This window comes from Lacisediminihabitans sp. H27-G8 (genome assembly GCF_046156175.1).
GTDB lineage: Bacteria > Actinomycetota > Actinomycetes > Actinomycetales > Microbacteriaceae > Lacisediminihabitans.
Genome location: NZ_JAYLVL010000003.1, coordinates 652,991 through 677,125, shown reverse-complemented (window position 1 = coordinate 677,125; position 24,135 = coordinate 652,991). Strand labels below are relative to the sequence as shown.

Below are 24,135 nucleotides of genomic sequence, written 5' to 3'. Positions count from 1 at the left end.
AACACTGCACCGATAAACTGCGTACGAAAACAAGGAGCACCACACATGGCAGAACGCGTTGTCCTCGCCTATTCCGGCGGCCTCGACACCTCGGTGGGTATCGGCTGGCTGAAGGATGCCACCGGCAAGGAGGTCGTGGCTCTCGCCGTCGACGTCGGCCAGGGCGGCGAAGACATGGAGGACATCCGTCAGCGCGCTCTCGATTGCGGCGCCGTCGAGGCGATAGTCGTCGACGCGAAGGACGAGTTCGCCGACGACTTCCTGATGCCCGCTCTCAAGGCCAACGCGCTCTACCAGAAGCGGTATCCCCTCGTCTCCGCGCTCAGCCGGCCGGTCATCGCCAAGCATCTGGCGATCGTCGCCAAGCAGCTCGGCGCCGACAGCGTCGCCCATGGCTGCACCGGCAAGGGCAATGACCAGGTGCGCTTCGAGGCGGCTGTCGCGGCACTCGCTCCGGAGCTCACGAGCATCGCCCCGGTCCGCGACCTCGCGCTCACCCGCGACAAGGCCATCATCTACGCCAACGAGCACAACCTGCCGATCCGCCAGAGCGCAGCGAGCCCGTACTCGATCGACAAGAACGTCTGGGGTCGTGCCGTCGAGACCGGCTTCCTCGAGGACCCGTGGAACGCGCCGATCGAGGAGCTCTACGAGTACACCCTGGATCCGACCGTGGCCAAGGAGGCCGACGAGGTCACGATCACCTTCGCCTCCGGCATCCCCGTCGCCCTCGACGGCGTGTCGTACAGTGCCCTGCAGATGATCGAGAAGCTCAACGAGCTCGCCGGCAAGCACGGCGTCGGCCGCATCGATGTCGTCGAGGACCGCCTCGTGGGCATCAAGAGCCGCGAGGTCTACGAAGCTCCGGCGGCGATGGCCCTCATCGAAGCGCATGAAGCGCTGGAGAGCCTGACGCTCGAGCGCGACCTCGGCCGCTACAAGCGTGGAGTCGAGGCGGAATGGTCGAACCTGGTCTACGACGGGCTCTGGTTCTCGAGCCTCAAGCGGTCTCTCGATGTGTTCATCGACGACACCCAGCGGTACGTGAGCGGAGACATCCGCCTCAAGCTGCAGGGCGGTCGGGCCACCGTGACCGGCCAGCGCAGCGAGCAGAGCCTCTACGACTTCAACCTCGCGACCTACGACACCGGCGACACCTTCGACCAGTCGCTCTCCAAGGGCTTCATCGAGATCTGGTCCCTGCCGAGCAAGATCTCGGCGCGCCGCGACCTGTCGGGCAAGTAGTCGTGACCACGGGCTCGGGCGGCGATATCGGATCCACGACAGAGGGGGCCCTCTGGGGCGCCCGCTTCGCTTCCGGCCCGTCGCCCGAGCTCGCCCGCCTCAGCAAGTCGACGCAGTTCGACTGGCAGCTCGGCGGCTACGACATCCTGGGATCCCGCGCCCACGCCAAAGCGCTGGCGGCGGCCGGCTACCTCACGGCCGACGAACTGGTCGTGATGGATGCCGCCCTCGAGACCCTGCGCGAGGCCTGGTCCGACGGGAGCTTTCTCGAGCGCGAGTCGGACGAAGACGTGCACGGAGCCCTCGAACGCGGACTGATCGACATCGCCGGCCCTGAGCTCGGCGGCAAGTTGCGCGCCGGGCGCAGCCGCAACGACCAGATCGCGACCCTGGTGCGGCTCTACCTGCTCGATCACGGACGGGCGATCGCCGAACTGCTCACCCACCTCATCAACGCGATCGCGTCCCAGGCGGAGGCGCATCCGGATGCCGCCATGCCCGGTCGCACGCACCTGCAGCATGCGCAGCCGGTGCTCCTCGCCCATCATCTCCTCGCTCATGCCTGGCCTCTGGTGCGCGATCTCGAACGCTTGCGGGACTGGTCGGTGAGGGCGTCCTTCTCGCCCTACGGCTCTGGTGCTCTCGCGGGGAGTTCCCTCGGACTCGACGGGCAGCTGGTCGCGACCGAGCTCGGACTCACCGGCCCGATGGAGAACTCGATCGATGCGACCGCGAGCCGCGACGTCGTGGCAGAGTTCGCCTTCATCCTCTCCCTTGTGGGCATCAATCTCTCTCGGTTCGCCGAGGAGATCATCCTCTGGAACACTCGCGAGTTCGGTTTCGTGACCCTTCACGACTCCTATTCGACCGGGTCGTCGATCATGCCGCAGAAGAAGAATCCCGATATCGCCGAACTCGCCCGGGGAAAATCGGGGCGCCTGATCGGCAACCTCACCGGACTCCTCGCCACTCTCAAGGGCCTGCCGCTCGCCTACAACCGCGACCTCCAGGAAGACAAGGAGCCGGTGTTCGACTCGGTCGAGAACCTCGAGGTGCTTCTTCCCGCCTTCTCGGGAATGGTCGCCACCCTCGTGTTCAACACCGATCGAATGGCGGAACTCGCGCCCCAGGGATACTCGCTCGCGACGGACGTGGCCGAGTGGCTCGTCACCCAGCGTGTTCCGTTCCGGGAGGCCCACGAGATCAGCGGCACGCTGGTGAGTTTCTGTGAGCGACACGGCCTCGAACTCGACGAGCCGACGGATGCCGACTACCTGGAGATCTCCCCGCACCTCACCGCCGGTGTGCGGAGCGTTCTCACGGTCGCCGGATCGATCGGCAGCCGCACCGGCTCCGGCGGCACAGCCCCAGAGCGTGTCGCGGAGCAGCTCGCGGCGCTCACCCGCCGCGTCCGAACCCTCAAGGAGGCCTGGCAATGACTCTCAGCAAAGACAACCGTCCGCAGAAGCCGGAACAGAATCGCACCCAGAAGATCGTGATGTGGAGCGTCTTCGGAGTGGCTGCCGTGCTCTTCGTGATCGCCGCGATCCTCTTCGTCACCAGCGGCGCGAGGCTCTTCTAACCGCCCGGCGATGTTCGACCGGCAGTTCTTCGAGGCGCCATCCATCGAGGTCGCGCCGCTGCTCCTCGGAGCGATCCTGAGCCACACCACGCTCGAGGGCACCGTCGCGGTGCGCCTCACCGAAGTGGAGGCCTACCTGGGAGAGCGCGATCCCGGGTCGCACGCGTATCGCGGCCCGGGCAAGCGCAACGCGGTGATGTATGGCGAACCGGGTCATCTCTACACCTACTTCACCTATGGCATGCACGTCTGTGCCAACGTCACGTGCTCGCCCGCGGGCACGGCGACCGCCGTGCTGATGCGCGGCGGTGACGTGATCAACGGAGTCGACCTGGCCCGAGCGCGGCGCACGACATCGAAGACGGATGCCGACCTGGCGCGCGGGCCGGCCCGACTGGTGGTGGCGCTGGGTATCACCCTCGGCGAAGGGGGAGCGGATCTCGCTTCGCCGCCGTTCGAGTTGAGCCTGCCCCAGCATCCGCTGCCGTTCGCGACCGGTCCGCGCACGGGGGTGTCCGGCGCGGGAGGGTCTGACGACTACCCCTGGCGCTTCTGGCTGCCGGGGGAGCGCAGCGTCTCGCCCTACAAGGCGCATGTGCCGAAGAAGCGCGTGTGACCCGCTAGAGCACGATGAGCAGGGCGCACGCGCCCGCCCAGACCAGGCTGACCAGTGTGCCGATGATGAAGCGCTCGCGGATCTCCGGACTGTCGAGCTCGGAGAACCGGCCGAGCCCCTTCACCGCGATCAGCACCGCCACGATCTCGAGGTGGCCGAGCACGATGGCGGCGATGAGCGCCAACCGTTCGAGGTAGCCGATGATCGTGCCACCCCGCAGCACCTCGGCGCGATGCATTTCCGGCGGGACCCCTTCGTTCACCACGATTCCGCCGTGTTCTCCCGCGACCGCCGGCGCGGATCCCCGGCTGGAGAAGCCGAGCACGGCGATGGTGACCGGGCTCCCGCCGATGATGCCGAGCAAGGCGAGGAGAATTCCCGCGACAACGGCAACGGCGTTGCTCGGTGCAGGCACTCCCGCGCGGAAGGCGAGCCCGACGAGCCCCGCGATCACCGGCACCGCGGCGAGAAGCGCAAGGGACGGCAACCGAAAGCGGATGGCGGCGAGACAGACGGCGAGCGCCGCGGCGATGACGGCGATGGCCAAGACCCACAACACGACCTGCACGATCACGACGTTCTCCCTTCGCCTGCACTGAGGTCTACGGCAGCGAGCCTACGTTCGAGGGGGGACCTCGCCGCGAACTCGACGCGGAGTGCCGCGCTGCGGGCTCGTTTGCTCGCGGCCTGGGGCGTGATCCCGAGCTGTTTGGCCGCTTCGGCTTGGCTGTTGCCGGCAACAAGCAGGTCGCAGATCTCCCAGCCCTCGGTGCTGCGCCGCCCCCGCAGGTTCAGGAGCAGGTCGACGAAGGCCTCGGCATCCGCGGCTTCGGTCGTCGCTGGGCTGCGAAGGGCGAAGCGGGTGTCCCGCTTCTTCGCGTCATTCACCGCCTCCCGGGCCGCGACGAACGCGGCCCCACCGGCTTCGCGCGCGTTTTCCGGCAGGGGGATGGTCACGTCGCCGATCCCGCATCCCACACTCCACTCGCCATCCCGGGTGAGCGCGAGAATCGCGGTGAGGGCGGTGTCGGATGTTTCGAGAAGCAGTTGGATCTCGTCGCCGGCCGTGCGATCCACCGGCAGAACGAGCCCGTCGCCGAGCAGTGCTTCGAGTGCGAGCATCGTCGCAGCGGCGATATCCGGTCGGTGCCGACTATCTACCTGATCCGCGGTGATCGCGAACATCCTCGCCTCCGCACATGCCCGGGGGGTTGATCCGAACAAATCAACCCTAAGCACTTGATATTGATAAATCAACCTCAGAAGGGTGATATGCCGCGGCGCGATTCTGTTCCTCGGCTAGCCTGAACCGATGAGCGCTGAGGGGGATGCGGGCTTCACGCCGGTCGAGCGCTTCATCGACACGCGGGCTCGCGACCTCCTCGCCCGGGCGCCGGACAGCCGGATCTGGCGCGGCATCGTCGAATTCCTCGTGTTCGGGCTCAAACAGGCCTGGGCCTGCATCTTCGGAGCGGCGCTGCTCGCGGTGCTCTTCGCCACCCGGCTCTGGTATCCCGATGGCGCGGTCCTCGCTCGCAACGACTTCGTGACGATCGCGGCCGTGGTCATCCAGGTGCTCATGATCGCCCTCCGGCTCGAAACCGTCCGAGAGCTGCGCGTCATCATCCTGTTCCATCTCGTCGGCACGGGCATGGAGCTGTTCAAGACCAGCGTCGGATCCTGGATCTACGAGGGGCCGGGCGTGCTGCATCTCTACTCCGTGCCGCTCTACAGCGGTTTCATGTACGCCGCCGTCGGCTCCTACATGGTTCGGGTGTTCCGCCTGTTCGACCTGCGGTTCGACCGCTACCCGCGCCGCTGGCTCACGGCAGTGCTCGCGGCTCTCATCTATGCCAACTTCTTCACCCATCACTACATCTGGGACTTCCGCTGGATCCTGCTGATCGCCGTCGGGCTGCTCTTCGGGCGCTGCGTCATGCACTTCCGGGTCTTCCGACTTCGATTGCGGATGCCGACGGTGCTCGCATTCGTGCTCGTGGCTCTCTTCATCTGGATCGCCGAGAACATCGCAACCTGGGCGAACGCATGGTCCTACCCGAACCAGTTGCACGGCTGGCAACCGGTCTCGATCACCAAACTCGTGTCCTGGGTGCTGCTGATGATCATCTCCGTCGTGCTGGTGGCGTGGGTGTACCCGCCCCGTGCGCTCGAGGCGAGCGAGGCGCAAGCCCGGCCCTGATCGGTGGCCCGCTGGTAATCTTGGGCCGTGCCAGCATCCGAAGTCCTGTCCTCCCAGCGCAATGACGAGTCATTCGATACGGTCTGGGACGAGGTGGTCTGGCGTGGGCTCGTCCATGTCTCGACAGACCAGGCCGAACTGAGGTCGCTGTTGTCGGGTGCGCCGATCACCTACTACTGCGGATTCGATCCCACGGCCGCCAGCCTGCACCTCGGCAACCTGGTGCAGCTGCTGTTGATGCGCCGATTCCAGCTCGCCGGGCACAGGCCACTCGGCCTGGTGGGAGGATCCACCGGACTCATCGGTGATCCGCGGCCGACGGCCGAACGCACCCTCAACTCCAAGGAGACGGTGGCCGAGTTCGTCGGCTACCTCCAGGCGCAGGTGTCGAAGTTCCTGAGTTTCGAGGGAGACAACCCGGCCCGGCTCGTCAACAATCTCGACTGGACAGCCCCTCTCAGCGCGATCGATTTCCTTCGGGATGTCGGCAAACACTTCCGGGTCGGCACCATGCTCAAGAAGGATGCCGTCAGCGCGCGCCTCAACAGCGACGTCGGCATCAGCTACACCGAGTTCAGCTACCAGATCCTGCAGGGAATGGACTTCCTCGAACTCTTCCGCAGTTACGACTGTGTGCTCCAGACCGGGGGGAGTGACCAGTGGGGCAATCTCACCAGCGGTACCGACCTGATCCGCAAGGCGGAAGGGGCCTCGGCCCATGCGATCGGCACACCCCTCATCACCAATTCCGATGGAACGAAGTTCGGCAAGAGCGAGGGGAATGCGGTCTGGCTCGATCCCGCGCTCACCAGTCCTTACGCGTTCTACCAGTTCTGGCTCAATACCGATGATGCCGATGTGATCGAACGGCTGAAGATCTTCACCTTCAACACCCGCGCGGAAATCGACAGGCTCGCTGGGCTGGTCGCAACGGAACCGTTCCGCAGGGAGGCCCAGCGTGCCCTCGCGCGAGAAGTGACGAGCCTCGTTCATGGCACGGAGGCGACGGAAGCTGCCATTGCGGCATCCGCGGCCCTCTTCGGCCAGGGCGAGTTGCATGAACTCGATCCCTCCACGCTCGAAGCGGCCCTTCGGGAGCTCCCGAACACCACCACGACCGCGAACACTCCCGTGGCGCAGCTGCTCGTCGACACAGGCCTCGCCAACAGCCTCGGGGAATCGCGCCGAGCGGTCGAGCAGGGCGGGGTCTACCTCAACAACATGAAGGTGGGGGATGCCTCGCTCACCCTCGAAGCGAACTCGCTCCCCGGTGGCATGGCGGTCCTGCGGCGAGGCAAGAAGACTCTCGCCGGCATCTTCATCGAATGAGCGCAGTGTTCAGTGGTCGCCGTGAAGAGCAGGCGCCGCGCCACAGTGTCGGGAAACCCCGTACTTTAGGGCGACACGCCCGGGTTGCGGCCGTAATTTGACCGACCCCCGATAGACACGTAATCTTCTTTCTTGTCACCCCAAAGGTTCGGAAAGCGGAAGAGCTTACCGGCTTCAAGAGGGACACAATCTAAGTCAAATAGCGGTCAACCTCTTGTAGGAGATCGTCTTCAGATCTTATGATGAAGAACCCACCTCGTGAGTATGTCCAGCCGGTTCGTCGCGCGCTTTTCAAGCCGCGAAGGTCGATTTGACAAGTACCGCGAAGGTGGTAAATTAGACAAGTTGCCCGGCGCGAGAGCGAGGGTGACAAACACAAGTTTTACAGCAGTCAAACAGCGTCTTCACGGCGCACTTGCTGCGAATGGTATGGCCCTGGGTAGAAGCCGCGAGGTGAAAACCAGGAGCATCCGATCCTTGAGAACTCAACAGCGTGCACAATGTCAAATGCCAAAAACCCGTATGCGGTGTAGTCGGTTTCTAGCCGTCGAACCGCATCGGATTCCTTTGGAAAAGATATAAAACAACAAAGCAAGTCAGTATTGATTTGTTCTGTCAGTTTCAAACTTGCAACCTGTCCGCCCATTCCGGTGGCTGGTTGCACTAGATGTGCCGTTCGACTTCGGTCGTTCGTGCAATCAAACATTTACGGAGAGTTTGATCCTGGCTCAGGATGAACGCTGGCGGCGTGCTTAACACATGCAAGTCGAACGATGAAAGGGAGCTTGCTCCCTGGATTAGTGGCGAACGGGTGAGTAACACGTGAGTAACCTGCCCTTGACTCTGGGATAAGCACTGGAAACGGTGTCTAATACCGGATACGAACTTCAGCCGCATGGCTAGGAGTTGGAAAGAATTTCGGTCAAGGATGGACTCGCGGCCTATCAGCTAGTTGGTGAGGTAATGGCCCACCAAGGCGACGACGGGTAGCCGGCCTGAGAGGGTGACCGGCCACACTGGGACTGAGACACGGCCCAGACTCCTACGGGAGGCAGCAGTGGGGAATATTGCACAATGGGCGCAAGCCTGATGCAGCAACGCCGCGTGAGGGACGACGGCCTTCGGGTTGTAAACCTCTTTTAGTAGGGAAGAAGCGAAAGTGACGGTACCTGCAGAAAAAGCACCGGCTAACTACGTGCCAGCAGCCGCGGTAATACGTAGGGTGCAAGCGTTATCCGGAATTATTGGGCGTAAAGAGCTCGTAGGCGGTTTGTCGCGTCTGCTGTGAAAACTGGGGGCTCAACCCCCAGCCTGCAGTGGGTACGGGCAGACTAGAGTGCGGTAGGGGAGATTGGAATTCCTGGTGTAGCGGTGGAATGCGCAGATATCAGGAGGAACACCAATGGCGAAGGCAGATCTCTGGGCCGTAACTGACGCTGAGGAGCGAAAGCATGGGGAGCGAACAGGATTAGATACCCTGGTAGTCCATGCCGTAAACGTTGGGAACTAGATGTAGGGTCCATTCCACGGATTCTGTGTCGCAGCTAACGCATTAAGTTCCCCGCCTGGGGAGTACGGCCGCAAGGCTAAAACTCAAAGGAATTGACGGGGGCCCGCACAAGCGGCGGAGCATGCGGATTAATTCGATGCAACGCGAAGAACCTTACCAAGGCTTGACATATACCGGAAACGGCTGGAAACAGTCGCCCCGCAAGGTCGGTATACAGGTGGTGCATGGTTGTCGTCAGCTCGTGTCGTGAGATGTTGGGTTAAGTCCCGCAACGAGCGCAACCCTCGTTCTATGTTGCCAGCACGTAATGGTGGGAACTCATAGGAGACTGCCGGGGTCAACTCGGAGGAAGGTGGGGATGACGTCAAATCATCATGCCCCTTATGTCTTGGGCTTCACGCATGCTACAATGGCCGGTACAAAGGGCTGCAATACCGCAAGGTGGAGCGAATCCCAAAAAGCCGGTCTCAGTTCGGATTGGGGTCTGCAACTCGACCCCATGAAGTCGGAGTCGCTAGTAATCGCAGATCAGCAACGCTGCGGTGAATACGTTCCCGGGCCTTGTACACACCGCCCGTCAAGTCATGAAAGTCGGTAACACCCGAAGCCAGTGGCCTAACCGCAAGGAAGGAGCTGTCGAAGGTGGGATCGGTAATTAGGACTAAGTCGTAACAAGGTAGCCGTACCGGAAGGTGCGGCTGGATCACCTCCTTTCTAAGGAGCACGTGCAGTCCAACTGAAGACGCCCTGTTTACAGGCATCCGCTCGTTGGAACTAACTGCCAAGTTATTTCGGAGGCATACGTTCTCCGGTGACGCTCATGGGTGGAACATTGACATTGTGACCAGGACGAAGATTCGTCAAGCCAGTACAACCCCTGTTTACAGGGGTTAGGAAAACTTCGAATCATCGGCCTGGTCTTTTGCACGCTGTTGGGTCCTGAGGGACCGGGCCGGCCTTCCCTTTACGGGGTGGGTCGGATACCGACCTCTGGACCCGCTGGAGATTGCCCTTCGGGGGAGTCACCACGGACCTCGGACTTCGATCCCTGGCGAACTACCGGCCCATGATTACTCATGACACGGCAAGCACAGGTAAGACGAAGTACCGCCCGTACTTTGAGAACTACACAGTGGACGCGAGCATCTTAGAGACTGCCCGTCAAAATGGTTGCCGGCTTCGGTGGGTTTCCGCCTTGACGGGTTGATCTCTTCAATAAAGATCTAGCAAGCAGCGTTGTTTATTCAACGCGATTGCTGTTCTTTGTGTAATTTTGTCATCAAGTTTCTAAGTGCAAACGGTGAATGCCTTGGCTTCTGGAGCCGAAGAAGGACGTATAAATCTGCGATAAGCCTCGGGGAGCTGATAATAGAGCTTTGATCCGAGGATCTCCGAATGGGGAAACCCCGCCAGGCGTAGCAATACGACCTGGTGACTTCCGCCTGAATATATAGGGCGGATAGAGGGAACGTGGGGAAGTGAAACATCTCAGTACCCACAGGAAGAGAAAGCAAAAGCGATTCCGTAAGTAGTGGCGAGCGAAACCGGAAGAGGCCAAACCGATCATGTGTGATAGCCGGCAGGCGTTGCATGGTCGGGGTTGCGGGACTTTTTAGCAGTTACTGCCGTACTGCAACAGTTACAACGCGATATAGACGAATGGCATTGAAAGGCCAGTCACAGAGGGTGCCAACCCCGTAGTCGAAATGTCGCAATGGCTGAAGAAGTATCCCAAGTATCACGGGGCCCGAGAAATCCCGTGTGAATCTGTCAGGACCACCTGATAAGCCTAAATACTCCCAGAAGACCGATAGCGGACAAGTACCGTGAGGGAAAGGTGAAAAGTACCCCGGGAGGGGAGTGAAATAGTACCTGAAACCGTTTGCATACAAACCGTTGGAGCCTCCTTAGTAGGGGTGACAGCGTGCCTTTTGAAGAATGAGCCTGCGAGTTAGTGCTCAGTGGCGAGGTTAACCCGAGTGGGGTAGCCGTAGCGAAAGCGAGTCTGAATAGGGCGAAATAGTCGCTGGGTCTAGACCCGAAGCGAAGTGATCTATCCATGGCCAGGTTGAAGCGACGGTAAGACGTCGTGGAGGACCGAACCCACTTCAGTTGAAAATGGAGGGGATGAGCTGTGGATAGGGGTGAAAGGCCAATCAAACTTCGTGATAGCTGGTTCTCTCCGAAATGCATTTAGGTGCAGCGTTGCGTGTTTCTTGCCGGAGGTAGAGCTACTGGATAGCTGATGGGCCCCAAAAGGTTACTGACGTTAGCCAAACTCCGAATGCCGGTAAGTGAGAGCGCAGCAGTGAGACGGTGGGGGATAAGCTTCATCGTCGAGAGGGAAACAACCCAGACTACCAACTAAGGTCCCAAAGCGTGTGCTAAGTGGGAAAGGATGTGGAGTTGCATAGACAACCAGGAGGTTGGCTTAGAAGCAGCCACCCTTGAAAGAGTGCGTAATAGCTCACTGGTCAAGTGATTCCGCGCCGACAATGTAACGGGGCTCAAGCACACCACCGAAGTTGTAGATTTCGTATAGTAGCCCGGCCCACTTGTGGGTCCAGGCGTACGGAGTGGTAGGAGAGCGTCGTGTGGCGAGCGAAGCGGCGGTGTAAACCAGCCGTGGACGCCACACGAGTGAGAATGCAGGCATGAGTAGCGAAAGACGGGTGAGAAACCCGTCCTCCGAAAGAACAAGGGTTCCAGGGCCAGGCTAATCCGCCCTGGGTAAGTCGGGACCTAAGGCGAGGCCGACAGGCGTAGTCGATGGACAACGGGTTGATATTCCCGTACTGACGAAGAACCGCCCAAGATAATCCAGTAATGCTAAGCATCTGAATCCCCTAGATGGATCCCTTCGGGGTGAAGCGTGGGGCCTAGCGTGCGACCCTATGCTGGTGCGTTTAGCGTATTAACAGGTGTGACGCAGGAAGGTAGCTGAGCCGGGCGATGGTTGTCCCGGTCTAAGGATGTAGGGCGGACGATAGGCAAATCCGTCGTTCACATAGCCTGAGACCCGATGGGTAGTCCTCACGGACGAAATCAGTGATCCTATGCTGCCAAGAAAAGCATCGACGCGAGGTTCAAGTCACCCGTACCCCAAACCGACTCAGGTGTTCAGGTAGAGAATACCAAGGAGATCGAGAGAATCGTGGTTAAGGAACTCGGCAAAATGCCCCCGTAACTTCGGGAGAAGGGGGGCCCGCGGTGTGAAAGGACTTGCTCCTGGAGCACCATACGGCCGCAGAGACCAGTGGGAAGCGACTGTTTACTAAAAACACAGGTCCGTGCCAAGTCGCAAGACGATGTATACGGACTGACGCCTGCCCGGTGCTGGAAGGTTAAGAGGAACGGTTAGCCGCAAGGCGAAGCTGAGAATTTAAGCCCCAGTAAACGGCGGTGGTAACTATAACCATCCTAAGGTAGCGAAATTCCTTGTCGGGTAAGTTCCGACCTGCACGAATGGCGTAACGACTTCCCAGCTGTCTCAACCGCGAACTCGGCGAAATTGCACTACGAGTAAAGATGCTCGTTACGCGCAGAAGGACGGAAAGACCCCGTGACCTTTACTACAGCTTGGTATTGGTGTTCGGAGTGGCTTGTGTAGGATAGGTGGGAGACTTTGAAGCTTGGACGCTAGTTCAGGTGGAGTCATTGTTGAAATACCACTCTGGTCACTTTGGATATCTAACTACGAACCGTAATCCGGTTCTGGGACAGTGCCTGGTGGGTAGTTTAACTGGGGCGGTTGCCTCCTAAAAAGTAACGGAGGCGCCCAAAGGTTCCCTCAATCTGGTTGGCAATCAGATGTCGAGTGTAAGTGCACAAGGGAGCTTGACTGTAAGACTGACAAGTCGAGCAGGGACGAAAGTCGGGACTAGTGATCCGGCAGTGGCTTGTGGAAGCGCTGTCGCTCAACGGATAAAAGGTACCTCGGGGATAACAGGCTGATCTTGCCCAAGAGTCCATATCGACGGCATGGTTTGGCACCTCGATGTCGGCTCGTCGCATCCTGGGGCTGGAGTAGGTCCCAAGGGTTGGGCTGTTCGCCCATTAAAGCGGTACGCGAGCTGGGTTTAGAACGTCGTGAGACAGTTCGGTCCCTATCCTCTGCGCGCGCAGGAAATTTGAGAAGATCTATCCCTAGTACGAGAGGACCGGGATGGACGAACCTCTGGTGTGTCAGTTGTTCCGCCAGGAGCACCGCTGATTAGCTACGTTCGGAATGGATAACCGCTGAAAGCATCTAAGCGGGAAGCCAGCTTCAAGATGAGATTTCCATGACTTAGGTCGAGAGGCTCGCAGCTAGACTACTGCGTTGATAGGCGGGATGTGGAAGTGGGGACTAAAGACCCATGGAGCTGACCCGTACTAATAAGCCGATAACTTGATAACACTTTTCTTCCCATCCTGGGCCCGTAAGGGTACCGGTGGGAATGAGATGCTCTGCGTCCACTGAGTGGTTCCCGATGTACGGTCGGGAATCAGCACAACACCAGTTGTGATGGTCTCTTTCGAGAGGCTTGATCCGCTGAGCTGTTGGCTAATTCGAAACCTATATCCATAGTGTTTCGGCGGCCATAGCGAGAGGGAAACGCCCGGTCACATTCCGAACCCGGAAGCTAAGACTCTCTGCGCCGATGGTACTGCAAGGGGGACCTTGTGGGAGAGTAGGACACCGCCGGACTTCTTTGTAAGATGGCCACCCAGCAATGGGTGGCCATTTTGCTTTAAGAGGCACGTTTTGAACACGTGCTCCGATTCCACAACTTCACCAGTGACGACAGATCCAGGGGTAATTCGTGTCCGAATTCCAAGATCGCTCCCAGAGGCCGGGCGACCGTCCCGCCGCCTCGCGAGGGTCCGACGGCCGTCCCCAGCGTGGCGCTCCGGCGTCGGGCAGGCCGCCACGTCCCGCCGGCCAGGGGGATCGACCGCAGCGCGGCCGTCCCGATGCAGACCTGTCGAAGAATCCGCGTGAGCGTCGGCCCGGCACCGGATACCAGGGACGTTCCGCCCAGGAGATCGAGGACCGCGATCCCTTCGGCACGAAGTCGGTGCGTTCGCGTCACGACGACCCGGTCATCCCGGACGACGTACAGCCCAAGGATCTCGATCGCGTTGCCAGGGCGCAGCTGAAGACCCTGAGCAAAGAGAATGCCGACGGCGTAGCCCAGCACCTGGCGATGGTGGCGCGGTTGATCGACACCGACCCCGTTCTGGCCCATGCGCATGCGGTATCCGCCGCACGCCGGGCCGGACGGATAGCGGTGGTGCGAGAGACTCTGGCGATCACGGCGTATTCCATCGGCGACTTCGCGCTTGCCCTGCGTGAACTGCGAACCTATCGCCGGATCTCCGGTCGTGACGACCAGCTGCCGCTCATGGTCGACAGCGAGCGCGGCCTTGGGCGACCGGATCGTGCGCTCGAGCTCGGTCGTTCCGTGCCGAGGGCCTCCCTCGCGGTCGAGGTGCAGGTGTTGCTCGCGATCGCGATGTCCGGGGCCCGCCTCGACCTGGGCCAGACGGATGCGGCCCTCGACGAACTGCAGATCCCGCAGCTCGATCCGAACACCGCTTTCTCGTGGAGCCCTGCTCTCTTCGACGCCTACGCAGCCGTGCTCGAGGATCTGGGCCGCGAAGCCGAGGCGGAGGAATGGTGGCAGCGGTCCGAGCGGGCGTCCGATGCCATCGAGGCCGGCGACCGTGAGCCGGAAGACGACGTGATCGAGATCGTGGAGGAAGGCCAAGACGGTGTTGTTCTCGAAGAAGACGAGCAGGAGACCGCGGTTGACTGAGGGCATGACCGGACGCACACCCCTTGACGGTGTCGACCTCGTGCTCGCCGACCTCGACGGAGTGGTCTACAAGGGCGATGCCGCCATCGCACACGCGGTCGAGAGTCTGAATGCTGCCAGCGGCAGCACCGACGGGCAGACCCGGCGCATCGGGTACCTGACGAACAATGCGTCCCGTACCGCCGCATCCGTCGCCGAACACCTGGCGAGCCTCGGGCTGACCGCGGTGGAGGACGACGTCGTGACCTCCCCGCAGGCCGCCGTCCGGCTGCTCGCCGAGCTCGTTCCCTCGGGCGCCACAGTGCTGGTCGTGGGTGGAGAAGGACTCACGTCGGTCGTCGAGCAGGCGGGCTTCGTGGTGACCCGGTCGGCGCTGGATCAGCCTGCTGCCGTCATCCAGGGGTTCGCTCCCGATGTGGGCTGGAAGGACCTGGCGGAGGCCTCGTTCGCACTCAACGACGACCCCGAACGACCGTGGGTGGCCACCAACACCGACTGGACGATTCCGGTCGCGCGCGGCATCGCCCCCGGCAACGGCACCCTCGTTGGTGCGGTTCACAATGCCGTCGGCCGCCTGCCTGTGGTTGCCGGAAAGCCGGAGATCGCCATCTTCGAGGAGGCGGTACGCCGCTTCGGAGGCGCGAAGGCCTTGTTCATCGGGGATCGCTTGGACACCGACATCCTCGGGGCCAATCGTGCCGGGATGGAGTCGGTGCTCGTGCTCACGGGCATCGACGGGCGAAAGCAGGCCCTCGCTGCCAATGCCAAGTCCCGCCCCACCTACATTCTCAGCGATCTCCGCGAGCTGGCGGAGGAGTACCCGCGAGCCGTGAGCACTACGGACCCGCGAACGGGCGACACTGTCGTCACCGTGGGGGGCGCCGCGGTGCGTCTCGCCAAGACCACTGTGACGATCGATCGCGCCGGCGAACGGCCGATCGATCTGCTACGCGCGGCGACGGCTCTCATCTGGGGATCCGGACTGCCGATCTACGGACTCGACGTCGCACCGGAGCTGTATTCGTGACGGTACCGTTGGACTATGACTCCTGAGTCGATCGACGATGCCTCGGCCGCAGCCCCCAACGCTTCTGCCGACGATGCGAGCGCGTTGCTGCCGCGCCTGCGCGTGATCGAGGACCAACCGCTCGAATCCCGGGCTGCCGCCTTCGTGCAGATCCACGACCGGTTGCAGGCAACTCTCGAGGGATCGGTTCGAGACGGGGGCGTCGACACGTCGAACTCGCATGGCTGAGGCGCGACTGGATGCCGCCCTGGCGGAACGGGGGATCGCACGGTCCCGTACCCATGCCGCTCGACTGATAGCCGACGGATGGGTCACCGTCGACGGCCGCACCGTGATCAAGCCCTCAGCCCGCGTGGGGGACGACCAGGTGCTCGCGCTGACGGCGATCGACCACTACGTCAGTCGCGCCGCCCACAAACTCCTCGCGGCGCTGGATGCCTTCGCGGTGCCAGTGACCGGCCGCGACGCCCTCGATGTCGGGGCATCCACCGGCGGATTCACCCAGGTGTTGCTCGAGCGCGGTGCTCACTCGGTCGTCGCCCTCGATGTGGGCCACGGTCAGCTGGATCCGTTCATCGGCAACAATCCGGCCGTCACGGTGATCGAAGGGTTCAACGCCCGCGAGCTCACCGTGCCGACGCTCGATGCCGCGGCCGGCCACGCCGTGCGAGTGAGCATCGTGGTGGCGGACCTGTCATTCATCTCCCTGACCACCGTGCTGCCGGCCCTGGTGGCCACCGTCGGCACCGACGCGGACTATCTCCTGCTGATCAAGCCCCAGTTCGAAGTGGGCCGCACCGGCGTGAAAGAGGGCATCGTGCACGATCCGGGGCTTCGTGCCGACGCGATCAGCGACGTGCTCTGGGCGGCCTGGGACCTGGGGCTTCCGACGGCGGGACTCATCTCCTCACCAATCCTCGGCGCCGCCGGAAACCATGAGTATCTGGTCTGGTTCAGCGCGCTCACGGGCAGCAATCCGACAGAATGGAGAGAGCGGGTCCTCGAACTCTCTCGACCCAACCCCACCTGAGTCGCTGATGTGCGGCGGGGACTATCCGCACAGTGAACATCCGCACAGTGAACATCCGCGCAGTGAACATCCCCGCAGTGAACGTCTCGATAGAGAGTGACCCCGACAGTGATCCCCAGCCGGTGATCGCCCGAGAAGCACAAGGAGAACCGGTGTCCGAACGCTTCATGCTCGTGGTCGCCCATACGGGGCGCCAGGACTCCCTCGATGCGGCCGTGACGGTCTCCCGGCAGCTTCTCGCCGCCGGAGTCACGCCCGTCATGAAAAAGGACGAGCACGACGATGTTCTCGACAACGCGCCGGAGCTGAGCGCGATTGCGGTGCTCGGCGACAGTGTGACTGTCGCGGACGTCGAGCTGGCCATCGTGCTGGGCGGTGACGGCACCATTCTGCGGGCGGCGGAGCTCACGCGGGGCTGCACCGCTCCACTGCTCGGGGTCAACCTCGGACACGTCGGCTTCCTGGCCGAGAGCGAGCGTGACAACCTCACGGACACGGTGCGCCGCGCTCTGAACCGCGACTATGAGGTCGAAGAGCGCATGACTCTTGCCGTGCGCGTCAAGGTCGACGCCGAGGTGATCTACGAGACCTGGGCGCTCAACGAGGCGACGGTCGAGAAGGCCAGCCGTGAGCGGATGCTCGAGGTCGTGATCGAGGTCGATGGCCGACCGCTCTCCTCCTTCGGCTGCGACGGAGTGGTGATGTCGACGCCCACAGGATCCACGGCCTATTCATTCTCGGCAGGGGGACCGATCGTCTGGCCGGAGCTCGAGGCGATGCTGCTCGTGCCGCTCAGCCCGCATGCGCTGTTCGCCCGCCCGCTCGTAGTCGGGCCGGAGTCGGTCTTCGCGGTGGAGGTTCTCGCGCGCACGCAGGGCACCGGGGTGCTCTGGTGCGACGGACGACGCACCCACGACCTGCCGCCCGGCGCCCGGGTGATCGTGCGCCGCTCACCGGTGCCGGTGCGCCTCGCGCGATTGCACCGGGGGCCGTTCACCGACCGGCTGGTGAACAAATTCCACCTTCCGACCAGCGGATGGCGTGGTCCGGGCGACGGCGCGATCGCATGATCGAGGAGATCTTCATCCGCGACCTCGGAGTGATCGGCGAAGCTCGACTTCCCCTCGGTCCCGGGTTCACGGCCATCACCGGCGAGACCGGTGCGGGAAAGACCATGGTGGTCACCGCTCTCGGACTTCTCCTTGGGGATCGCTCGGACAGTTCGGTGCTCCGCCAAGGGAGCGGCTCGGCTGTCGTCGAAGGGCGCTGGCTGGTCGATCCGGAGGGCGCCGTCGCGGAACGTGTGCGGGATGCCGGTGGCGACCTCGACGAGGGGGAACTGATCCTCGCCCGGTCGGTCTCGCAGGAGGGACGCAGCCGCGCCACCGTCGGCGGCCGCACTACGCCGGTGAGCGTGCTCGCAGAGCTCGGCGAACAATTGGTCGTCGTGCACGGTCAATCCGACCAGGTGCGCTTGCGCTCGGCGACAGCGCAGCGTGAGGCACTCGATCGCTTCGCCGGAGCCGCGCTGTCGACAGTGCTCGACGACTACCAGGCCACCTATCGGCGCTGGCAGGCGAACCAGGGCGAACTCGACGTGATCGTGGCCGAGCAGGAGTCACGCCAGAGCGAAGCCGCCGAACTCCGCCGAGCGATGGCGGAGATCGAGTCCGTGGCGCCCCAGGCCGGTGAGGATGTCGAGCTCGCCGAACGGGCCGACCGGTTGACGAACCTCGAGGACCTGCGGCTCGCGGCTTCCGAGGCGCACGAGCTCGTGTCATCCGACGACCTGGTGGAGCCGCGGGACGCGCTCGGGCTGCTGGATTCGGCTCGTCGCCAGCTCGAACGGGTGTCGGGCCACGATTCGACCCTCGCCCCGATCGTGGAAGCACTGGCGAGCGCCAGCTATCTCGTCGCCGACGTGTCCGCGCAGCTGTCGAGCTACCTCGGTGGCCTCGACGGCGACAGCGCCCGCGAACTGGAGACCGTGCAGAACCGACGCTCGGAGCTGGGGGAGGTCAGCCGCAAGTACGGCCCCTCCCTCGACGACGCGATCCGCTATCTCGACAGCGGCAGCTCGAGGCTGCTCGAACTCGATCAGGACTCCGACCGTATCGACAGCCTTCGCGCGGAGGTCGAGTCCGATCGCGCACGGGTGATCGAGCTCGCCGGCGAACTCGGGAGGGTGCGGCGCGACTTCGCGGTCCGGCTCGGCGAGAGGGTGAGCGAGGAGCTCGTTGCGCTCGCGATGCCCAACGCGCGGTTGACGGTCGAGGTCACAGAGCGACAGGACTACGGGCTCAGCGGACGGGACGTCGTGGCGATCCTGCTCGCACCGCATCCTGGCGCGGAGCCGCGTCCTCTCGGCCGCGGGGCTTCCGGCGGAGAGCTCTCGCGGGTGATGTTGGCGATCGAGGTGGTGATCGCCGGAAATGATCCCGTGCCCACCTTCATCTTCGATGAGGTCGACGCCGGCGTCGGGGGTGCCTCTGCCATCGAGATCGGCCGCCGACTGGCCAGGCTCTCGCACTCCGCCCAGGTGATCGTGGTGACCCATCTCGCCCAGGTGGCCGCCTTCTCCACCAACCATCTGCGCGTCGTGAAAGACAGCGACGGAGCGGTGACCGCCTCGAGCGTGCAACAGCTCGAGGGGGAAGAGCGGATCGAGGAGATGGCGCGGCTGCTCTCCGGTCTGAGTGGATCGGAGAGCGGACTTCAGCATGCCCGCGAACTCATCGAGACCGCGCGCGGACTCGACAGCGAGTCGCGGTAGCCGCGGGTTCGCCTAACCGCCCAGTTCGACGCGGACGCCGCGCGGAGTGTCGGCAAGGATGCCGCTGCCCTCGAAGGCGGCCTCGAGTTGGGGTCGCGTGTGGCTGAAGTGGGTCCAGTCTTCGGTGTGGAGGCCCACCACGAGCCGTGCCCCCAGCGATTGGGCCGCGGTGGCGGCATCCGTCGAGTTGAGGGTGAGGTCGGCATCGATCTCGTCGACGCGGGCCGCTCCGGCGAACAGCAGCGCGATATCCACCGGGGCGAACCGATCCGCGATCTGGCGCACGAGCGGCAGGGACGCGTTGTCGCCGCTCACATACACCGTCGGCTCACCCTCGGCTTCGAGCATGAACCCGATGACCGGGCCGACCATCGGTTCCGACCCGGGCGGCCCGTGCAGGGCGGGCATCGCGGTGATCGTCACGACGCCGAAATCGTAGCTCTCCCAGTTGTCGAGGCCGATGACGCTGCCTCCGAAAAGGTCGTCGGCGGCCTGCCGTGTGCTCAGGGTCGGGATGCCCTGCGCGATGAGTTCGAGACCCTCCCAGTCGAGATTGTCCTTGTGGCCGTGGTGCGAGAGCAGCACGAGGTCCACCGGGCCGAGATCCGTCCGGGCGATGGCCGGACCGGCAGTCTTCTCCAGGGTGGTCTCGTCCGGATCTTCATAGACCTGGGGAGCGTCGAAGGTGGGATCGGTGACGATCCGCAGGCCGGCGTACTCGAGAAGTGCGGTGGGGCCGCCGATAACAGTGATGGCTGTCGTAGACACAGTGCGAGCCTACGCTGGAGACATGGCCGATCGACTCGCGGATGCTGTGAGCCCCTATCTGCGCTCCCACGTGGCGAATCCCGTTGACTGGTTCCCCTGGGGAGACGAGCCCTTTGCCGAGGCGCGGCGACGGGATGTGCCGGTGCTGGTTTCGATCGGGTACTCGACCTGCCACTGGTGTCATGTGATGTCGCGGGAGACCTTCAGCGATCCCGTGATCGCCTCCCGCCTTGCCGCGGACTTCGTGGCGGTGAAAGTGGATCGGGAGGAGCATCCCGATGTGGACGCGAGTTACCTCGCCGCGGCCGGAGCCTTCACCGGCAACCTGGGGTGGCCTCTCAACGTCTTCGTCACGCCAGAGGGCAAGGCCTTCTACGCGGGGACCTACTGGCCGCCGACGGCGGTGGGCGACATCCCGTCGTTCGGGCAGGTGCTCGATGCGGTGGCGGATGCCTGGACCGCCCGACGCCCCCAGGTGGAATCTACGGCGGCCGCAATCGCGGACGCGCTGCGACAGCCGGCTGATGGACACACCGCCGACTCGGGCGAGGCCGGCACGGGGCCTCTCGATTCGGCGGTCGCCGAACTGCTCGCCTACGAAGACTCCGAATTCGGGGGCTTCGGCGGCGCCCCCAAATTCCCGGTCGCGCCGGTGCTGCTCTTCCTGCTCGAGCGGGGTGCCGATGCCCCACCGGCCCTGGCGCTCGCCTCCCGCGCGCTCGCCGCGCTCTCCGGTCGGCACGCCGCCCCCGGCCAGCCGACCGCCGCGCTGAGGGACCGCCTGGAGGGCGGATTCTTCCGGTACGCCACGAAACGGGACTGGACCGATCCCCACTTCGAGCGGATGCTCTACGACAACGCCCAGCTGCTCACCGCGTTCACGAGGCTCGCCCAGCTCGATGCCGAGGCGCGGGACTGGGCCGTCGAGGTCGCGGAGGGCATCTCCGCGTTTCTCATCGGGGTCATGCAGCAGCCGGTCGGGGGATTCGCCTCGGCGCAGGACAGCGAAAGCACCATCGACGGCGTGCGGCGGGAAGGGGCGTACTTCGCCCTCGGGGCAGCGGCGCGTGCTGCGCAGGAACCTCCGCCGATCGATGCCAAGATCCTCACCGGCTGGAATGGGCTGGCAATCGGAGCGTTGGCGACCGCCGGTTTCGCGCTCGCACGTGAAGAGTGGATCGTGGCCGCCCGACGGGCAGCCGACGCGGTGATCGAAGGGCACCTGCGCGCCGACGGGACGCTGGTGAGAGCATCCATCGGCGGACGGATGTCGTCGGCTCACGCCACCCTCGAAGACTACGGAATGCTCGCCTCCGGGCTGCTCGACCTCGCGACGGCGACCGGAGACGTGCACTACGCCTCGGTGGCCCGATCGCTGATCGATCTGACTCTCGGCGCGGCGGGTTCCGGCGTCTTCGGCGTGCCGGGAGGTGCGGACCCCGTGCTGGTGGCGCAGGGCACTGCCATCGAGAACGACCCCTCGGAAGGTGCCTACCCCTCCGGGCTGAGCTCGATGGCGAGAGCCTCTGTCTCGCTGCATCTGCTCGGGGGCGACCCGCGGTATCGGGAAGCCGCCGACCGAGTGGTCCGGCACCTGTTGCCCCTTGCCGTGCCGCGCCCGGTGTCGTTCGGTGCGACCCTCGCGGTGGCATCCGCACTCTCCCGGCCGATCGCGCAGCTCGTCGTGGTGAGCGAGGACCCGAAGTCGGATCTGGCCGACCTGGCCCGGTCCCGCTTCGGCAGCGGTCTGCTCAGCATCGTGGTGACCCCGGCGCAGACCGCGAGCTTCGCGAAGGCCGGCTTCGAACTGTTCGAGGGACGGGATCGCGAAGCGGCCTACCTGTGCAGGGACTTCGTCTGCCGCCTTCCCGTCGTCGAACCTCGGGAACTGGCCGAGGCCCTCGATCTGTTGGGCTGAGCCTTCGGTGCGCCGACCCTCAGTCGGTCCGAACCGCGACGTTCTCCACGCGCTCGACGAGAGGTTCACGGTCGCGCGCGGGCCGTTCGATCACTACACAGAGCCACAGCCAGCCGAGTGCGAGGCAGAGCTGGCCGATCACCCCGACGGGGAAGTAGATGTGGTCCTGCAGGAAGAGCACCGCGCCCACGACCACGAGCACCGAACCAGGCAGGGCGACCAAGCGGAATCGCGCGATGGCCGTCGCCGCCGCGATCGCGCTGGCCGCGATGAATGACACGCTGCCGACCTCTCCGATGTGGTTGCCGAGACCGAATACCGTGCCCGTCGCCATGCCCATGCCGTCGAGCTTGAGTCCGCCCGCGCCGATCCCCGCGAGCACATCGAGCGCCGTGTAGAAGGCGGCATAGACAAAGCCGAGGGCGCCGACGATCCAGGCCAAGAGGGCGCCCGCACCCCGCGCCACCAGCCACGGAGCGAAGGCGAGAAGAGGGAAAATCGGCAGGATCGCGATGTGCAGGTTCCGCCAGTATTCCGCCGACGTCGCGGTGAGATGCATCGGGTGGGTGACCCCGATAGCGGCGAGTGCGAGGGGTGGCAGGGCGACGGTGACGTAGGCGAGAACGGAACGCGCGGACATGAAGTCATGCTACGGGACGGTCCTGTGCGGCCCCGCAGCGGATCAGCGCCAGCCGGGAAGCCAGTAATGGAGTCGCGCGAAGATCTCCGGTACCTGCAGGCCCGTCCAGACCGGGTAGAAGAACGCGCTGACCAGCACGACGAAGAACAGGAACACGGCAACGATGCCGATGCCGCGGGTTCGGCGATAGGTGGAGTCGTCCGGTCGGCCGAGGATCAGTCCGATCACGAACACCAGTCCGAGGATCATGTACGGCTCGAAGACGGTCGCGTAGAACTGGAAGATGGTGCGGGTGGAGTAGAGCAACCAGGGAAGGTAGCCGGCGACCATTCCCATCAGGATGAGGCCGACCCGCCACTCCCGGTGACGCACGAGCCGGTAGAGGAGGTAGAACAGGGCGGCCGTTGCCGCCCACCAGAGAATGGGGTTGGCGATGGAGGTGACGTATTCCGCGCAACTCGAGACGGTGCATCCGCCCTGCCCCGAGGTCTGCCCGACGTAGTAGAACGCGGTCGGACGCACGAGGAAGAGCCAGGTGAAGGGATTTGCCGAGTAGGGGTGGACGGTGTGTTCGTTGACATTGAAGTCGTAGACGCTCGCTTGGTAGTGCAGAAAGCTCTGCACCGAGTGGGGCACCCAGGCGAAAAGCCCCGTGGCGGCGTTCCCGGGCACTTCCGCCCAGTTGCGGAAATAGCCGTCCTTCGTGATGAACCATCCGGTCCAGCTGGCGAGATAGGTCGCCACCGCAAGCGGGATGGTGAGCAGGAAGGTGACCGGGCCCTGCTTGAAGATCGTGCCGCTGATGAAGAAAGGGATGCCCGCAGCACGCCGGGCCAGCGCATCGACCACCAGCGTGTAGACGGCGAAGGCGGCGAGGAAGTAGAGCCCACTCCACTTGACGGCGGTGGCCGCTCCGAAGAGGATGCCCGCGCTGAGCAGCCAGGGGCGCCACCAGATCGCTGGCCCCCAGTCGATGCCGCGGCCGGCCTCCGCCCGGCGTGCGAGCCACAGTGACAGGCGGGCAGAGCTCTGGGTGCGATCGAGCAGGATGGCCCCGAATCCCAGCAGCGTGAAGATCATGACGAAGTTGTCGAGGAGCGCGGTTCGCGACATCACGATCGCGTGCCCGTCGATCGCGAACAGGCCGCCGGCGATGGTGGCGAGCAGGGTGGAGTTGAGGAGCTTGCGGGCGACGATCACCAGGAGGAACACCGCGAGGATGCCAACGAGAGCGGTGCTGATGCGCCAGCCGACGGTGTTCTCCGCGCCGAAGACGCGCAGGCCGAGGGCGATCATCCACTTGCCGAGGGGTGGATGGGCGACATAGGATCCATAGGTTGTAAAGATGTTGACATCGCCGGCATTGAAGGCCTGGTCGGCATTATTGGGCCAGGACCCCTCATAGCCGAGGTGCAGGAGCGTCCAGGCATCCTTCACATAGAAGGTCTCGTCGAACACGAGCGACCGCGGATCACCCAGGCGCACGAGACGGAGCACGGCCGCAAGCAGGGTGACGGCGATCGGGCCGCCCCAATACCAGAGCCGCTGGGCTCCCGGCAGGACGAGAAGCCGACCCCACCATGCGTCGAGCCGGGTGCCGCTCGGTTCGGCCGGATGCGACGACGGCCCAGACGGACGCGGCGCGCCGACCACGGCATCGAAGTCGGCTCTGGTCACAGGTGCAATGGTAACGAGG

At 63.8% G+C, this 24,135-nt stretch carries 18 protein-coding genes and 3 rRNA genes; 16 read left to right on the top strand and 5 right to left on the bottom strand.

The features are described from left to right. Positions 1-45 precede the first annotated feature (45 nt). The 4 genes from VLI63_RS12505 to VLI63_RS12490 are packed head-to-tail and all read left to right on the top strand — an operon-like array spanning position 46 to position 3,443. The gene (locus tag VLI63_RS12505) at positions 46-1,245 is read left to right on the top strand and encodes an argininosuccinate synthase (RefSeq protein WP_409157155.1); all 1,200 of its coding nucleotides are present in this window, start codon (positions 46-48) and stop codon (positions 1,243-1,245) included. 2 nt (positions 1,246-1,247) lie between these two features. Next, positions 1,248-2,684 (top strand): argininosuccinate lyase, encoded by a 1,437-nt coding sequence (gene argH / locus VLI63_RS12500; protein WP_409157154.1) that lies wholly within the window; start codon positions 1,248-1,250, stop codon positions 2,682-2,684. Continuing rightward, entirely contained in the window at positions 2,681-2,827 is a 147-nt protein-coding gene (locus VLI63_RS12495) for a hypothetical protein (RefSeq protein ID WP_354576044.1), read from the top strand. Before argH ends, VLI63_RS12495 begins: the two co-directional genes overlap by 4 nt. Before the next feature lie 10 nt (positions 2,828-2,837). After that, a complete protein-coding gene (locus VLI63_RS12490; protein WP_409157153.1) occupies positions 2,838-3,443 on the top strand; it encodes a DNA-3-methyladenine glycosylase in 606 nt (201 codons plus the stop codon). Positions 3,444-3,447: 4 nt separating this feature from the next. Here the strand turns inward: VLI63_RS12490 and VLI63_RS12485 are convergent, their stop codons facing one another. Continuing rightward, entirely contained in the window at positions 3,448-4,017 is a 570-nt protein-coding gene (locus VLI63_RS12485; RefSeq protein ID WP_354576046.1) for a hypothetical protein, read from the bottom strand. Next, a complete protein-coding gene (locus VLI63_RS12480; RefSeq protein WP_409157152.1) occupies positions 4,014-4,628 on the bottom strand; it encodes a DNA-binding protein in 615 nt (204 codons plus the stop codon). Before VLI63_RS12480 ends, VLI63_RS12485 begins: the two co-directional genes overlap by 4 nt. Before the next feature lie 127 nt (positions 4,629-4,755). Here VLI63_RS12480 and VLI63_RS12475 point away from each other — a divergent pair, with 127 nt between their 5' ends. The 11 genes from VLI63_RS12475 (at position 4,756) to recN (ending at position 19,113) form a co-directional block, all read left to right on the top strand. Beyond that, a complete protein-coding gene (locus tag VLI63_RS12475) occupies positions 4,756-5,643 on the top strand; it encodes a DUF817 domain-containing protein (RefSeq protein WP_409157151.1) in 888 nt (295 codons plus the stop codon). A 27-nt stretch (positions 5,644-5,670) separates the two neighbouring features. Continuing rightward, positions 5,671-6,972 (top strand): tyrosine--tRNA ligase, encoded by a 1,302-nt coding sequence (gene tyrS / locus VLI63_RS12470; RefSeq protein WP_409157150.1) that lies wholly within the window; start codon positions 5,671-5,673, stop codon positions 6,970-6,972. A gap of 705 nt (positions 6,973-7,677) precedes the next feature. Further along, positions 7,678-9,196, top strand: a 16S ribosomal RNA gene (locus VLI63_RS12465). Positions 9,197-9,759: 563 nt separating this feature from the next. Beyond that, positions 9,760-12,880: ribosomal RNA gene (locus tag VLI63_RS12460) — 23S ribosomal RNA — on the top strand. Positions 12,881-13,055: 175 nt separating this feature from the next. Beyond that, a 5S ribosomal RNA gene (rrf, locus tag VLI63_RS12455) occupies positions 13,056-13,172 on the top strand. Together the 16S, 23S and 5S rRNA genes form the textbook arrangement of a ribosomal RNA operon. 115 nt (positions 13,173-13,287) lie before the next feature. Continuing rightward, positions 13,288-14,283, top strand: a complete 996-nt coding sequence (locus VLI63_RS12450; protein WP_409157149.1) for a hypothetical protein — start codon at positions 13,288-13,290, stop codon at positions 14,281-14,283. 4 nt (positions 14,284-14,287) lie between these two features. Next, positions 14,288-15,310 (top strand): HAD-IIA family hydrolase, encoded by a 1,023-nt coding sequence (locus VLI63_RS12445; protein WP_409157148.1) that lies wholly within the window; start codon positions 14,288-14,290, stop codon positions 15,308-15,310. A 15-nt stretch (positions 15,311-15,325) separates the two neighbouring features. Continuing rightward, the gene (locus VLI63_RS12440; protein WP_409157147.1) at positions 15,326-15,538 is read left to right on the top strand and encodes a hypothetical protein; all 213 of its coding nucleotides are present in this window, start codon (positions 15,326-15,328) and stop codon (positions 15,536-15,538) included. Next, the gene (locus VLI63_RS12435) at positions 15,531-16,340 is read left to right on the top strand and encodes a TlyA family RNA methyltransferase (protein WP_409157146.1); all 810 of its coding nucleotides are present in this window, start codon (positions 15,531-15,533) and stop codon (positions 16,338-16,340) included. Before VLI63_RS12440 ends, VLI63_RS12435 begins: the two co-directional genes overlap by 8 nt. 167 nt (positions 16,341-16,507) lie before the next feature. Then, entirely contained in the window at positions 16,508-17,410 is a 903-nt protein-coding gene (locus VLI63_RS12430; protein WP_409157249.1) for an NAD kinase, read from the top strand. Further along, complete coding sequence (gene recN, locus VLI63_RS12425; RefSeq protein WP_409157145.1) at positions 17,407-19,113, top strand: DNA repair protein RecN; 1,707 nt, start codon at positions 17,407-17,409, stop codon at positions 19,111-19,113. The genes VLI63_RS12430 and recN overlap by 4 nt, the downstream gene beginning before the upstream one ends. 12 nt (positions 19,114-19,125) lie before the next feature. On the opposite strand, the gene VLI63_RS12420 is transcribed toward recN, so the two are convergent. Beyond that, entirely contained in the window at positions 19,126-19,881 is a 756-nt protein-coding gene (locus VLI63_RS12420) for an MBL fold metallo-hydrolase (RefSeq protein ID WP_409157144.1), read from the bottom strand. Positions 19,882-19,903: 22 nt separating this feature from the next. Here VLI63_RS12420 and VLI63_RS12415 point away from each other — a divergent pair, with 22 nt between their 5' ends. Further along, positions 19,904-21,799 (top strand): thioredoxin domain-containing protein, encoded by a 1,896-nt coding sequence (locus tag VLI63_RS12415; protein WP_409157143.1) that lies wholly within the window; start codon positions 19,904-19,906, stop codon positions 21,797-21,799. Between the two features lie 19 nt (positions 21,800-21,818). Here VLI63_RS12415 and VLI63_RS12410 read toward each other — a convergent pair whose 3' ends face one another. Next, entirely contained in the window at positions 21,819-22,439 is a 621-nt protein-coding gene (locus VLI63_RS12410; protein WP_409157142.1) for a hypothetical protein, read from the bottom strand. 42 nt (positions 22,440-22,481) lie between these two features. Further along, the gene (locus tag VLI63_RS12405) at positions 22,482-24,116 is read right to left on the bottom strand and encodes a dolichyl-phosphate-mannose--protein mannosyltransferase (RefSeq protein WP_409157141.1); all 1,635 of its coding nucleotides are present in this window, start codon (positions 24,114-24,116) and stop codon (positions 22,482-22,484) included. Between the last annotated feature and the right edge of the window lie 19 nt (positions 24,117-24,135).